Annotated in this window: 10 protein-coding genes; 8 read left to right on the top strand and 2 right to left on the bottom strand. The window is 72.1% G+C overall.

What is annotated here, in order from left to right; all coding sequences use genetic code 11:
- Positions 1-49 precede the first annotated feature (49 nt).
- Together IEY55_RS04605 and IEY55_RS04600 are read left to right on the top strand one after the other, a co-directional pair.
- A complete protein-coding gene (locus IEY55_RS04605) occupies positions 50-571 on the top strand; it encodes a gamma carbonic anhydrase family protein (protein WP_189054148.1) in 522 nt (173 codons plus the stop codon).
- Between the two features lie 260 nt (positions 572-831).
- On the top strand, positions 832-1,509 hold the full coding sequence (locus tag IEY55_RS04600; RefSeq protein ID WP_189054146.1) for a uracil-DNA glycosylase: 678 nt from the start codon (positions 832-834) through the stop codon (positions 1,507-1,509).
- Positions 1,510-1,558: 49 nt separating this feature from the next.
- On the opposite strand, the gene IEY55_RS04595 is transcribed toward IEY55_RS04600, so the two are convergent.
- Both IEY55_RS04595 and rpmB read right to left on the bottom strand, forming a co-directional pair.
- Positions 1,559-2,338 (bottom strand): VOC family protein, encoded by a 780-nt coding sequence (locus IEY55_RS04595; RefSeq protein WP_189054144.1) that lies wholly within the window; start codon positions 2,336-2,338, stop codon positions 1,559-1,561.
- A gap of 405 nt (positions 2,339-2,743) precedes the next feature.
- Complete coding sequence (gene rpmB, locus IEY55_RS04590) at positions 2,744-2,935, bottom strand: 50S ribosomal protein L28 (protein WP_189054142.1); 192 nt, start codon at positions 2,933-2,935, stop codon at positions 2,744-2,746.
- Positions 2,936-3,209: 274 nt separating this feature from the next.
- Between rpmB and IEY55_RS04585 the strand changes: the two genes are divergently transcribed.
- The 6 genes from IEY55_RS04585 (at position 3,210) to IEY55_RS04560 (ending at position 14,386) form a co-directional block, all read left to right on the top strand.
- Positions 3,210-4,928: a DAK2 domain-containing protein gene (locus tag IEY55_RS04585; protein ID WP_373289964.1), complete on the top strand. Its 1,719-nt coding sequence runs from the start codon at positions 3,210-3,212 to the stop codon at positions 4,926-4,928.
- A 155-nt stretch (positions 4,929-5,083) separates the two neighbouring features.
- A complete protein-coding gene (gene recG, locus IEY55_RS04580; protein ID WP_189054138.1) occupies positions 5,084-7,297 on the top strand; it encodes an ATP-dependent DNA helicase RecG in 2,214 nt (737 codons plus the stop codon).
- Positions 7,298-7,437: 140 nt separating this feature from the next.
- On the top strand, positions 7,438-10,815 hold the full coding sequence (locus tag IEY55_RS04575) for a pyruvate carboxylase (RefSeq protein WP_189054136.1): 3,378 nt from the start codon (positions 7,438-7,440) through the stop codon (positions 10,813-10,815).
- The gene (locus IEY55_RS04570) at positions 10,790-11,659 is read left to right on the top strand and encodes an arginase family protein (RefSeq protein ID WP_229686007.1); all 870 of its coding nucleotides are present in this window, start codon (positions 10,790-10,792) and stop codon (positions 11,657-11,659) included. Before IEY55_RS04575 ends, IEY55_RS04570 begins: the two co-directional genes overlap by 26 nt.
- 207 nt (positions 11,660-11,866) lie before the next feature.
- Complete coding sequence (locus tag IEY55_RS04565) at positions 11,867-12,907, top strand: LacI family DNA-binding transcriptional regulator (RefSeq protein ID WP_189054135.1); 1,041 nt, start codon at positions 11,867-11,869, stop codon at positions 12,905-12,907.
- 402 nt (positions 12,908-13,309) lie between these two features.
- A complete protein-coding gene (locus tag IEY55_RS04560; RefSeq protein WP_189054133.1) occupies positions 13,310-14,386 on the top strand; it encodes an aldo/keto reductase in 1,077 nt (358 codons plus the stop codon).
- Positions 14,387-14,587 lie beyond the last annotated feature (201 nt).

Raw genomic sequence — 14,587 nt, 5'->3', positions numbered from 1 at the left:
GCCGCGCTACCTACTGTTGGGGAACTGCCGTCGGGGAGAGGAGCCGATCGTGGCGATCTACGCACTGGATGACATCGAACCGCGCATCGACCCCGACGCCTACGTCCACCCCGATGCGACCGTGATCGGCGACGTGCACATCAGCGCCCACGCCTCGGTATGGCCGCAGGCCGTGCTCCGGGGTGACTACGGCCGCATCGAGATCGGCGAGCGCACCAGCGTGCAGGACGGAACCGTGATCCACTGCACCGAGGTGCATCCCACGATCATCGGTGCGGAGTGCGTCATCGGGCACAACGTGCACATCGAGGGCGCCACCATCGGTGACCGGTGCCTGATCGCGTCCGGTTCCGTCGTCCTCAACGGTTCCGTGGTCGAGCGGAACGCCATCGTCGGTGCGGGTGCCGTGGTGTCCTTCGACGGCCACGTGCCCGCCCGCGCGATGGCGCTCGGCGTGCCGGCCCGGATCCGGGAGAACTTCGAGGTACCCGAAGGGTCGTTCCGCTTCGCCGTGGACAAGTACGTGGACAACATCCAGGTCTACCGCCAGAAGCTACGCCGTCTCGACTGAGTCGTGTCGCCCGGTGCGCTGGCACATCGCACGCCTGCAACACCCGGGTGTTACGACGTTTTCCAGAACCGAAGCACCGTCCGACTCGTGCGATCACACCGGTTGTTGGGTTGGGTAGCCGCTGCCGGGATATCGCACCCGACGGACCCCGCGACCCGAACCGGTGGGATGCGCGTGTTCGGTGCCGCAGGTGGCGCGGCTTCGTCCTGGTGGTGGGCCGCCGGTGCCCCCGAGGCAGCGGATCGATAAGCTCGTTCTCCGTGGCTGGACGTCCGTTGCAGGAGATCATCGAGGCCGGTTGGGCCACCGCGCTGGAGCCGGTGGCCGAGCGGATCAGCGCGATGGGCGAGTTCCTGCGCGCCGAGATCGCGGCGGGTCGCCGGTACCTGCCGGCCGGGGAGAACGTGCTGCGGGCGTTCAAGCAGCCGTTCGACGACGTGCGCGTACTGATCGTCGGGCAGGACCCGTACCCGACGCCGGGCCACGCCGTGGGGTTGAGCTTCTCCGTGGCGCCCAACGTGAATCCGTTGCCGCGCAGCCTGATCAACATCTTCCAGGAGTACAGCAGCGACCTCGGGTATCCGACCCCGTCCACCGGTGACCTGACCCCGTGGGCGGAGCGCGGCGTGTTGTTGCTCAACAGGGCGTTGACCGTCGCGCCCGGTCGCCCCAACTCGCACCGCGGCAAGGGCTGGGAGGAGGTCACCGAGCAGGCCATCCGCGCGCTCGCCGCGCGGAACAAGCCGCTGGTGGCCATCCTGTGGGGACGCGAGGCCCGCAACCTCCGTCCGCTTCTGGACGGGGTTCCGTGCGTCGAGTCGGTGCACCCCAGCCCGATGTCGGCCGACCGCGGCTTCTTCGGATCCCGCCCGTTCAGCCGCACCAACCAGCTCCTGGAGCGGCTCGGCGCCGACCCCGTCGACTGGAAGCTCCCCTGAACCACGTCCTCGCCCCGCTGGTCCACTGTGGACCAGAAGGGCGAGTGGCTCACCAGCCCTCGGGGGGTGGGGCGATGAGGGAGAAGAGGGCGCCCTCGGGGTCACTGCAGACCGCCATCCGGCCATAGGGGGAGTCTTGCGGCCCGGCAAGCGTCGTACCGCCGCGCCCGACCAGCACCCGCACAGCCACATCCGTGTCCCGCACACCGAAATAGACCTGCCAGTGCGAGGGCAGGTCGGCGGGCCACCCCGCATCCATGGTCATGATCCCGCCCACGTCCCGATCGGCGACGCGGAACGTGGTGTAGTCGAACAGGTCGCTCATCGGCGGTTCGATCCCCACCCCGAAGACCTGGGAGTAGAACCGGCGGGCCGCCGCGGCGTTGCGGCTGGCCAGCTCGTTCCACACGACCGCCCCGGGCTGGTTCACCACCTGCATGCCGATGTGCGTGCCCGCCTGCCAGGCGCCGAACGTGGCACCGGACGGGTCGACCGCCAACACCATGCGACCGAACTCCATGACATTCATGGCGTCCATGACCAGCTGCCCGCCGGCCTCGGGGATCGCCCGGGCGGTGGCGGTGGCGTCGTCGGTGGCCAGATAGGTCATCCACGCCGTCGGCATCGGCTGCTCCGGCGGAGGCTCGTAGATGGCGGCAACCGGCTTCCCGTCGACCAGCGCCTGCGTGTAGTAGCCCGTCTCGGGTGAACCGACCTCGTAGTCCCAACCGAGCACCGCGTGGTAGAAGTCCATGGCCGTCCGGCGGTCACCCGTCGACAGGTCGATCCAGCACGGCGTGCCCTGCGCGTACGACGTCCTCACCGACATCGCGACCTCCGCTGGCGCACGGGCGCGGGCAGCCCGTCCACGCCGGGCCCGATGCTGGCACCGGCGCGTGAGGCCCGCCACAGGAGGAGGCGTCCGCCGAGCCAGCTCCGCGGGAGAGATCAGTGGGGCGACCCGCCGCTCGAATGCTGCCGAGTTCGCCCCGGGCCGCCGGGAGACCGGCTGACCTGCGGCGGGAGCGACCGGAAGGCGCCGGCCTCGATCCGCGTCGGGCCTCGACGCCGGTCCGCACGACCTACTCGGCGGGCCCGTCCGGCCGCCCCGCCCGCTGCCGGGGCCCGGCCGGCGGCAGCGTTCCGCCATCGCGGAGCCGCGGGAGCGCCATGGCCCGGACAGCAAACGGCCCGGGCGAGAACCTCGCCCGGGCCGTGTCACGCCGGATCCGCGTCAGCCGCGGACGACCTTGCCCGCCTTCAGGCAGGAGGTGCACACGTTCATGCGGCGACGCTGGGAGATGCCCACCTTCGCGCGCACGGTCTGGATGTTCGGGTTCCACCGGCGGTGGGTCCGCCGGTGGGAGTGCGAGACCGACATGCCGAAGCCCGGCCCCTTGCCGCAGACGTCGCAGACGGCAGCCACGTCAGACACTCCTTCGTTCGTTGCTTCGAGCGCGCAACCGCACCGGAGGATGCGGGCGCGGAAAACGTGCATGACCCCGGGCCGGGCCGGGCGTCAACTCCGAACAGGGTAGCTGGTCGGATGTACGGCGACCAAACCGGCACCGGTCGAAGCCCGGACACCCTTCTCGGGAGTGGGAAACAGGTCACACCCGACCGCATCCGTGCGGCAGCGGACGGCAAGCCCTAGTCTCGCCCGGTCGGTGAAAGATCCATGACGGGAGGCGTGCCCGGTGCTGCAGGTGCTCGACGCGGCCGCCGTGTGCCGCTGGGCGGCCGCGTGCGTGGCCGCCCTCGACACCCACCGGGAGGACGTCGACCGGATCAACGTCTACCCGGTGCCCGACGGCGACACCGGCACCAACCTGCTGCACACCATGCGATCCGCGCTGGACGCACTGCTCCGCGTGGCGGCCACCCCCGACCAGGAAGCAGCCGCCGAGGAGAATGCGGCCTCCGATCAGGGCGCGCCCTCCCACCCGGATCCCGGCCTTGACGCAGAGCCCAGCCCCGCCCGGGAAGCCGCCCCCGGCGTGGGCGTGGATCGCGCCACCGCCGCGCTCGCCCGCGGCGCGCTGGCCGGCGCCCGCGGCAACTCCGGGATGATCCTCTGTCAGGTCCTGCGCGGCTTCGGTGAGGCGTTCCAGGGCACCCGGGAAGCGGATGGCCCGACCCTCTGCGCGGGACTGCACCGCGCCGACCAGCTAGCCGTCGCCGCCGTGACCGAGCCGGCGCCGGGGACCATCCTCTCCGTGCTGCACGCCGCGGCCACCAGCGCCCGCGAGTGCGGATCCGACTCCCTGGACGCCGTCGTGGGTGCCGCCGCCAAGGCCGCGGCCGAGGCACTGGCCCAGACCCCACACCAGCTCCCGGCACTGGCCAGGGCCGGCGTGGTCGACGCCGGCGGCCGTGGGCTGGTGATCCTGCTGGACGCCCTGCTCGGCGTGGTCACCGGACACCAGGAGGCCACCGTGCCCCCGGTACACCGCGTCCCGCGACCCGGCGCCGCCCTGCGGGCCGCCCGCGAGGGTGGCGATCCCGAGCACGAGTACGAGGTCATGTACCTGCTCGACGGCACCGACGACGCCCGGGCCACGCGGCTCCGGGCCGAGCTGGCCGGCCTCGGCGACTGCGTGTCGGTCGTCGCCGACGGGACCCCCGGCGGCACCGGCCTGTGGTCGGTGCACGTCCACTGCACCGACGTCGGCGCGGCGATCGAGGCCGGTATCGAGGCCGGCAGGCCGCACCGCGTCACCGTCATCCGGTTCGCCGACCAGATCGCGACCGAGCCCACCCGGTTCCCGCGCGAGCGCGCCGTGGTGGCCATCGTGGACGGTTCCGGGCTCGCCGAGCTGTTCCGCGGCGAGGGCGCGGTCGTGGTGACCGGACGTCCCTCCGCCGCCGACCTGCTCGCGGCCATCAGCGGCAGCCGCGCGGCACACGTGGCGGTGCTGCCCAACGCCGCGGACCTCACCGAGGTGGCCGAGCAGGCCGCCAACCAGGCCGTGCAGTCCGGCCAGGACGTCGTCGTCGTGCCCACCGCCTCCCCGGTCCAGGGGCTGGCCGCGGTGGCCGTGCACGACCCCGCCCGCCGGTCCTCCGACGACGTGGTGGCCATGGCCGAGGCGGCCGCCGCCACCCGCCGCGGCGAGCTGCTCGTCGCCCAGCGCGAGGCGCTGACCTGGGTCGGCCGGTGCCAGGCCGGTGACGTGCTGGGCCTGGCCGACGGCGAGGTGGTGTTGATCGCCGACGACGTGGTCGCCGCGGCCTGCCAGCTCGCCGACCGGATGCTGTCGGTGGGCGGCGAGCTGGTGACCGCGCTGCTCGGCCGGCACGCCCCGGCCGGCCTCGGCCAGGCCCTGGAGGAGCACCTCCGCGAGTCCCACCCCGAGGTGGAGCTGACCGTCTACTCCGGCGGCCAGCGGGACGTCCTGCTGCGCCTGGGCGTGGAGTAGGACGCCCGGGCGCGTTGCGTCCGCAGCTTCCCGACCCACGGGGCGGTGTTGGATTGCTCGGCTCCGGGCTTCGCCGCACGCCTTGCCGACGCGATGCTCGCTTCACCCGTCACCGAGCTGGGTTCCGTCGGCCCGGCACGGTTGAATTGAGGGCGATGACCACGCTCGAGGACAAGCTGGACCAGGCGCTCGGCGCGAAGAGCGCCAAGGCGCTGCGGTCCGCGCTGGATCTGGTCACGGTCCGGGACCTGTTGCGGCACTACCCCCGCCGCTACGCCCAGCGCGGCGAGCTGACCAGCATCGCCGGACTGGAGGTCGGGGAGCACGCCACCGTGCTCGCCCGGATCGAGCGGGCCAGCTCGCGCCGGATGCGCAGCCGTGGGGGCAACATCCTCGAGGTCCGGATCACCGACGGCTACCGCCGTCTGACCTGCACGTTCTTCAACCAGTCCTGGCGCGAGCGGGAGCTGCTGCCCGGCCGCACGGGGCTGTTCGCCGGCAAGGTCACCGCCTACCGCAGGCAGCTGCAGCTCGCCCACCCCGAGTACCAGCTGCTCGACGGTGACGCGGACTCCGAGACCGTGGAGGAGTTCGCCAACGCGTTGATCCCGGTCTATCCGGCGGCGCAGGGACTGCCGTCGTGGTCCATCGCCCGCTGCGTGCGCCAGGTGCTGGACACCCTCGACGAGCCCGCCGACCCGCTACCGGCGGGGCTGCGGGAGCGACACCGGCTGCCGGACCTCGGCGACGCCCTCTACGGCATCCACCAGCCGGCCGACTGGGGGGACGTGGAGCGGGCCCGCGGCCGGCTCAAGTGGGACGAGGCACTGGCCGTGCAGCTCGCGCTGGCGCAGCGGCGCCGCTCGGCGCAGTCCCGCCCGGCACCCGCCTGCCCACCGCGGGCCGACGGCATCCGCGACGCCTTCGACGCCCGGCTGCCGTTCGAGCTGACCGCGGGGCAGCGGGAGGTGGGCGAGGCCATCGCGACCGATCTCGCCGGCGAGCACCCGATGAACCGCCTCCTCCAGGGAGAAGTCGGCTCGGGCAAGACCATCGTTGCGCTGAGGGCAATTCTCCAGGTCGTCGACGCCGGCCGGCAGGCGGCCATGCTCGCTCCCACCGAGGTACTGGCGGCCCAGCACGCACGGTCCCTGCGCGACATGCTCGGCGACCTGGCCATGGCGGGGGAACTGGGCGCCGCGGAGCAGGCCACCAAGGTCACGCTGCTCACGGGCTCGCTGTCCACGGCGCAACGCCGGCAGGCGATGCTCGACACCGCCTCCGGCGATGCCGGCATCGTGGTCGGCACGCACGCCCTCATCCAGGAGAAGGTGTCCTTCGCCGATCTCGGCCTCGTGGTCGTGGACGAGCAGCACCGCTTCGGCGTCGAGCAACGCGACGCGCTACGTACCAGGGCCGGTGCGGACACCAGCCCGCACGTGCTGGTCATGACGGCGACCCCGATCCCCCGCACGGTCGCCATGACGGTCTACGGCGACCTGGAGGTCTCCGCCCTCCGCGAGCTGCCGGTCGGCCGCTCGCCCATCGCCACGAACGTGGTCCCGGTCGCCGAGAAGCCGGCCTGGCTGGACCGGGTGTGGCAGCGGGTCCGCGAGGAGGTCGGCGCCGGCTACCAGGCATACGTCGTCTGCCCCCGCATCGGGGACGACGGCAAGGACACCGAGGCGCCCGACGCCTCCTCCGGCGCGGCGGCCGACGAGAGCGGCGGCGATGGCGGGGAGGGCGGCGAACGCCGGCCACCCCTGGCCGTGCTCGACGTCGCCCCGATGCTCGCCGAGGGCCCGCTGTCCAGGCTGCGGGTGGCCGTCCTGCACGGCCGGCTGCCGGCCGACGAGAAAGACGCCGTGATGCGTGCTTTCGCCGCCGGTGAGAAGGATGTCCTGGTTGCCACGACGGTCGTCGAAGTCGGCGTGGACGTGCCCAACGCCACTGTGATGGTGATCATGGACGCCGACCGGTTCGGCGTCAGCCAGCTGCACCAGCTCCGCGGCCGGGTCGGCCGGGGCCGGGCGCCCGGGCTGTGCCTGCTGGTCACGGACGTGCCGGCGGGCACCACCACCCGGGAGCGGCTGGACGCCGTGGCCGCCACCCTGGACGGCTTCGAACTGGCCCGGCTGGACCTCGAGCTGCGGCGGGAGGGCGACATCCTGGGCGAGGCCCAGTCCGGCCGCCGCTCCTCGTTGCGACTGCTGTCGCTGCTGCGCGACGAGGACCTCATCGCCACCGCCCGCGAGGAGGCCCAGCGCATCGTGGCCGCCGACCCCGCCCTGACCAGCCACGGCGGCCTGGCCACGCTGGTCGCGGACCTGGTCGACGCCGAGCGCGCGGAGTACCTCGAAAAGGTCTAGACGGAGTTGACCGCTCCCTGTCACGCCCCCGCTCACGACGATTGAGATGACGTCCGTCACCTGGGACGACGCTCCCGGCGCGCGGGATACTCGCGATACGGTTCGACGACCGACCCTGACCACCATCGGGAGGAGCCGGGATGTTCCGCAAGGTCCTCGTCGCAAACCGGGGCGAGATCGCGATTCGTGCCTTCCGCGCGGCCTACGAGCTCGGCGCGGGTACCGTTGCCGTCTTCCCGTATGAGGATCGCAACTCCCTGCACCGGTTGAAGGCCGACGAGGCCTACGAGATCGGCGAGCCGGGTCACCCCGTACGGGCCTACCTGTCCGTCGAGGAGATCATCAAGGCCGCGCGCAAGGCCGGTGCGGACGCGATCTACCCGGGTTACGGCTTCCTGTCGGAGAACCCGCAGCTGGCCCAGGCCTGCCGGGACAACGGCATCACCTTCGTCGGGCCCAGCCCCGAGGTGCTGACCCTGGCCGGCAACAAGGCGCGCGCCGTGGCCGCGGCCCGTGCGGCCGGGCTGCCCGTGCTGCGCTCCTCGACGCCCTCGGCCGACCTCGAGCAGCTGCTGGGTGCGGCCGAGGAGATCGGCTACCCCGTCTTCGTCAAGGCGGTCGCCGGCGGTGGCGGCCGTGGCATGCGGCGCGTGGAGCGCCCGGAGGCACTGCGGGACGCCCTGGAGGCCGCGATGCGGGAGGCCGAGTCGGCCTTCGGCGACTCCACGGTCTTCCTGGAGCAGGCCGTGGTCGAGCCGCGGCACATCGAGGTCCAGGTGCTGGCCGACGGCACCGGCAACGTCATCCACCTGTTCGAGCGGGACTGCTCCGTGCAGCGCCGGCACCAGAAGGTCGTCGAGATCGCGCCGGCCCCCAACCTGGACCCCGAGCTGCGTGACCGCATCTGCGCGCACGCGGTCGCCTTCGCCCGGCACATCGGCTACGTCAACGCCGGCACCGTGGAGTTCCTGGTCGACCGCGCCGGCAACCCGGTCTTCATCGAGATGAACCCGCGGATCCAGGTCGAGCACACGGTGACCGAGGAGGTCACCGACGTGGACCTGGTCCAGTCCCAGATGCGGATCGCCGCCGGCGAGACCCTTGCGGACCTGGGTCTGCGCCAGGAGTCGATCACGCTGCGCGGCGCCGCGCTGCAGTGCCGGATCACCACCGAGGACCCGGCCAACGGGTTCCGCCCGGACACCGGCATGATCAGCGCCTACCGCTCGCCGGGCGGCTCGGGCATCCGGCTGGACGGCGGCACCGTGCACGCCGGTGCGGCGATCAGCGCGCACTTCGACTCGATGTTGGTCAAGCTGAGCTGCCGGGGCCGGGACTTCTCGACCGCGGTCGCCCGGGCCCGCCGCGCGCTGGCCGAGTTCCGGATCCGCGGTGTCGCCACGAACATCCCGTTCCTGCAGGCGGTGCTGGACGACGAGGACTTCCGGGCCGGCCGCGTCACGACCTCGTTCATCGAGCAGCGGCCGCACCTGCTCACCGCACGGCACTCCGCCGACCGCGGCACCAAGCTGCTGACCTACCTCGCGGACGTGACGGTCAACAAGCCCAACGGCGTCCGCCCGACCAGCCTGGACCCGGCCAAGAAGCTGCCCGACATCGACCTGGCGGCCGAGCCGCCGGCCGGCTCCAAGCAGAAGCTCACCGAGCTGGGGCCGGAGGGCTTCGCCCGGTGGCTGCGGGACAACCCGGCGGTCGGCGTCACCGACACCACCTTCCGGGACGCCCACCAGTCGCTGCTGGCGACCCGCGTGCGCACCAGGGACCTGCTGACGGTCGCCCCGCACGTGGCGCGGACGACCCCGGAGCTGCTGTCGGTGGAGTGCTGGGGCGGAGCGACCTACGACGTGGCGTTGCGGTTCCTGGCCGAGGACCCGTGGGAGCGGCTGGCAGCGTTGCGCGAGACGCTGCCGAACATCTGCCTGCAGATGCTGCTGCGGGGCCGTAACACCGTGGGCTACACGCCGTACCCGACCGAGGTGACCCGCTCGTTCGTCGAGGAGGCCACCGCCACCGGCATCGACATCTTCCGCGTCTTCGACGCGCTCAACGACGTCGAGCAGATGCGTCCGGCGATCGAGGCCGTGCGGGAGACCAACTCGGCCATCGCCGAGGTCTGCCTCTGCTACACCGCCGACCTGTCCGACCCGGACGAGAAGCTCTACACGCTGGACTACTACCTGCGGCTGGCGGAGCAGATCGTCCAGGCCGGCGCGCACGTGCTGGCCATCAAGGACATGGCCGGCCTGCTGCGGCCGCCGGCCGCGGCCACCCTGGTGTCGGCGCTGCGGCGGGAGTTCGACCTGCCGGTCCACCTGCACACCCACGACACCCCGGGCGGCCAGCTGGCCACCTACCTGGCCGCGATCCAGGCGGGTGTGGACGCGGTGGACGGTGCTGCGGCGTCCATGGCCGGCACCACGTCGCAGCCGGCACTGTCGGCGATCGTGGCGGCCACCGACCACACCGAGCGCACCACGGGCCTGAGCCTGAAGGCGGTCTGCGACCTGGAGCCGTACTGGGAGGCCGTGCGCAAGATCTACGCGCCGTTCGAGGCGGGCCTGCCCTCGCCGACCGGCCGCGTCTACAGCCACGAGATCCCCGGCGGCCAGCTGTCCAACCTGCGGCAGCAGGCGATCGCCCTCGGCCTGGGCGACCGGTTCGAGGACATCGAGAGCATGTACGCCGCCGCGGACCGCATCCTCGGCCGGCTGGTCAAGGTCACCCCGTCGTCCAAGGTGGTCGGTGACCTGGCGCTGCACCTGGTGGGTGCGGGCGTCAGCCCCGAGGAGTTCGAGGCCGACCCGGGCAAGTTCGACATCCCGGACTCGGTCATCGGCTTCCTGCGCGGCGAGCTGGGCGACCCGCCCGGCGGCTGGCCGGAGCCGTTCCGTAGCAAGGCGTTGTCCGGCCGGTCGGCGCCCAGGCGGATGGCCGAGCTGACCGAGGAGGACCTCACCGGGCTGAAGCAGGACCGGCAGGCGACCCTGAACCGGCTGCTGTTCGCCGGCCCCACACGGGAGTTCACCACCCACCGCGAGGCCTATGGCGACACCAGTGTGTTGCGCAGCAAGGACTTCTTCTACGGGCTGCGGCCGGGCGAGGAGTACTCGGTCGACCTGGAGCCGGGCGTGCGGCTGCTCATCGGCCTGGAGGCCATCGGCGAGGCGGACGAGCGCGGCATGCGCACCGTGATGGCCACGCTCAACGGCCAGCTCCGGCCGATCCAGGTGCGGGACCGCTCGGTGGCCTCGGACGTGCCGGTCGCCGAGAAGGCCGACCGGGCCAACCCCAGCCACCTGGCGGCGCCGTTCGCCGGCGTGGTCACGCTCTCGGTGGCCGAGGGCGACGAGGTGGAGGCCGGCCAGACGGTGGGCAGCATCGAGGCGATGAAGATGGAGGCCGCGATCACCGCGCCGCGCGGCGGCGTCGTCAAGCGGCTGGCCATCGGGTCCGTACAGCAGGTGGAGGGCGGTGACCTCCTGCTCGAGCTGGGCTGACGTGGTGCGGCTGCTGGCCGTCCCGCAGCACCAGGGGGCGATCGTTCCCGACGCCGGCCGGCTGCCCACGGGCTGTGCCGCGCTGGCCGACCTGGCCGGCGAGGTGCTCGGGCTGGCCGGGCACACGGTGGCCGTCGCCACCGGCGGCACCCCGCTGACCGGCGGCGTGGCCAACTTCGGCGGGCTGTTGGCCAACCGCTGGGCCCAGCTGGCCGCGTTACGGTCGGTCCGGGAGCCGGTGCTGCTCATCGGCGGCGACTGCGGAGTGGACGCAACGACCCTCGCGGTGGCCCGGCTACGCGTGGGGGAGGGGCTCGGCGTGGTGTGGTGGGACGCCCACGCCGACCTCCACACCCCGGCCACCTCGCCGTCGAACGCCTTCCACGGCATGGCTCTGCGGGCCGCGCTGGGCGAGGGCGATCGGGCACTCGTGGCTGATCCGCCGCTGCCGCCCGGTCATGCCGTGCTGGCTGGCACTCGCTCGATGGAGCCGGCCGAGCGGGAGGCGATCGACGACGGGCTCGCGGCCCTGGTCGCGCCCGAGCGGGCACGGGATGGTCGGGCGGTGGCGGAGGCGGCTGTGTCGACCGGTATGTCGCAGGTGTATCTGCACATCGACCTCGATGTCCTGGACCCGGAGGAGTTCCGAGGTTCGTGCGTCCCGGTGCCGGGCGGCCTGACGGTGGCCGAGGTTGTTGCCGGGATCGAGGCCGTGGCCGACGCACTGCCCGTTGTCGGGGTCGGTATCACCGAGTGCACCACCACCCGGCCCGCCGAACTGCAGCGGCTGGTTCCGTTGCTGGAGGCCGTGGGAGCCACCCTCTTCGCAGCGCGAGGACGCTGATCGCGGCTGCCGCGGCCGGGCCTGTTCCCGGCCCTGCCGCGGTTTCCGAGGGAAGCGGATCGGCGGTCGGGAAGCACTGCCTCGATACGGCGATTCCCACCGGCCTACCGGTGGCACGTGAGACCGTGGCGCGTGGAAGTGTCCACATTGGTCCACCGCCACGCCTAGGATCACCAGTGGCCCGGAACGTGGGAGAGGACGGGTGGTGTGTCGCGGGAACGGGGCCGGCGGCTGACCTCACGGGACGTGGCCAGGCAGGCGGGCGTCTCGCAGGCGACGGTGTCCAACGTCCTGAACCACCCGCACCTGGTGGCACCGGCGACCCTGGCACGGGTCCGTGCGGCCATGGACGAGCTCGGGTTCGTGGTGGACAGCGGTGCGCGGCGGCTGCGTGCCGGCCGGTCGGCCACGCTGGCGGTCTCCGTGCTGGATACGGGCAATCCGTTCTGGGGGGAGGTCGTGCGTGGCGTGACCGACTTCGCGGCGACGTGCGGCTACGTGGTCGTGCTGGGCAGTACGAGCGAGTCGCCGCAACGGGAAGCCGAGCACCTGCGCGTGTTCCGTGAGCAGCGGGCCGCGGGTCTGCTCGCGGCGCCGGTGGACCCGGATCTGTCGGGGCTGGCGCGGGCGGCCGCGGAGGGGCTGCCGGTCGTGCTTTTGGACTACCAGGATCCGGCGGGACGCCTGCCGTTCGTCGGCGTGGACGATGTGCGAGGCGCCGAGCTGGCCGTCGATCACCTCCTGGAGCTGGGTCACCGGCGGATCGCGTTCCTCAACGGACCGCATCGGATCGGGTGGTGCGTCGACCGGCTGGCCGGTGCGCGGCGGGCGGCGAGCGCTCGTGGCCTGGACGTGGTCGGCACGGTGCTCGAGGTTCCCGTCGACGCGCTCACCGCGTCGGAGGGCGACCGCGCGATGTCCGAACACGTGCTGAGACGCAGCGATGTCACGGCCGTTCTTTGCGTCAATGACATGGTTGCTTTGGGCGCGTTGCGCGCGTTGCACCGCGGCGGCGTGCGGGTCCCGGCGGACATGTCCGTCGTCGGCTACGACGACACCGCCTTTGCCGAGATGCTGCAACCTTCGTTGACCACGGTTCGTCAGGAGCCGTACCGGATCGGGCGGGAAGCCGCGCGGCTGGTGGTGCAGGCCATCGAGGAACCGGACGCGGCTCCGGGGCGGAACAGGGTGTTCGCACCCGAGCTGGTGGTGCGCGAGTCGACGGCACCGCCGCTCTCGAGGACCTGATCGCCGACGGGACCGGCCGGGCCAACCCACCGGGCGGCGGCGTTCGTCTGACGTCCCTCACGGTGCCCGTGAGAGCAGCGTCACATCTCCTTGGCATCGCGCTTGATACGTATCAATATGGACGTGCCAGCAAAGACAGACCCGCAGCGAGCGGGTCCTGCCCTGCCGCTTCCGGTGCCATCACCGAGGCGGGCGAGCGCATCGGAGCGCTTGTCCGCGAGTTCCCACCGTTGATCGCAGGTGACGTGATGTGGTCCCGCCGGGCGGCCTGGCTGTGGGGGAGAAGATTCTGACCTTCTTCTTTTCCGCGATCTGGCCAGGACGCATGCGCGTCCCGCCCCGTACGGGCGCGGGCGGGCGTCCGCGCCAGGAGTACGGATCCATCGGGAAGAGGACAGCGACATGCAGTATCGGCAGCTCGGTTCGGGATGCGGCCTGCGGATCAGCACCCTGACCTTCGGCACCCTGCCGATCGGGGGCCGGGGCGGTTTCGAGAAGGCGGGCACGGTCGACGTGGCCGGCGCGCGGCGCCTGCTCGACATCGCCCTCGAACACGGTGTCAACATGATCGACACCGCGAACATGTACTCCTACGGACAGTGTGAGGAGATCCTCGGGGAGATCCTGCAGGACTCCAGCTACGACGACCTCATGGTGACGACCAAGGTGCGCATGGTCGTCGAGGACGGACCCAACGGTGGCGGGCAGTCCCGCTGGCACGTTCTCGACCAGGTGGACAAGTCACTGCGGCGGCTGCGGCGCGACCACATCGACCTGTACTACCTGCACGAGTGGGACGGCCAGACGCCGCTGGAGGAGTCACTGCACACCATGGACACCCTCGTCCGGGCGGGCAAGATCCGCTACTACGGGGTGTCCAACTACACCGCCTGGCAACTGATGAAGGTGCTCATGACGTGCGAGCGCCACAACTTCGTCAAGCCGGTCGCGCAGCAGATCTACTACACCCCGCACGCGCGGGAAGTGGAGTACGAGCTGATTCCCGCCGCGCTGGACCAGGGCATCGGTGTGCAGGTGTGGTCGCCGCTGGCCGGCGGGCTGCTCACCGGGAAGTACCGGCGCGGGCAGGACGGGCCCGCCGACGCGCGTCAGGCGGAGAAGGACTGGCAGGACCCCGTCGTCAAGGACCGGGAGTCCCTCTACGACCTGGTCGACCTGCTGGGCCGGATCGCCGCCCAGAAGGGGCGGAGCATCGCGCAGGTGGCGCTGGCCTGGCTGCTGCAGCGGCCCGCCGTGTCCTCGGTCGTCGTCGGGGCCCGCGGGCCCGAGCAGTGGCTGGACTGCCTCGGCGCGGTCGATGTCTCGCTCACCGCGGACGAGATCGAGGCCATCGACGCGGCCAACCCGCCGGCCTTGGCCTACCCCTTCTGGCATCAGGCCATGTTCGCCAGCGAGCGGCTCTCCGACGCTGACCGCGTCATCGACGAAGTCATGTGGCGTTTCCACGACGTCGCCTGATTTCACGCGCGGGCTTGCCGGAGGGGACGTCCCGGCAAGCCCGCGCCAGCGTGGACCCGCGCTCGGCTGTGGCTGGACTCACGGTCACCGGATCCTCGCACCAAGCCAACAGGAGTTGACCGACCACACTGCGCCCGCACTCATCCGAGGGCACCTCGAAAGAATCCGGAACCGCAGGTCCTCCGTCGTGGTGCGTCGGCA

This window comes from Longimycelium tulufanense (genome assembly GCF_014645795.1).
In the GTDB taxonomy this organism is placed as follows: domain Bacteria; phylum Actinomycetota; class Actinomycetes; order Mycobacteriales; family Pseudonocardiaceae; genus Longimycelium; species Longimycelium tulufanense.
This window is presented reverse-complemented; position numbering and strand designations above follow the sequence as displayed.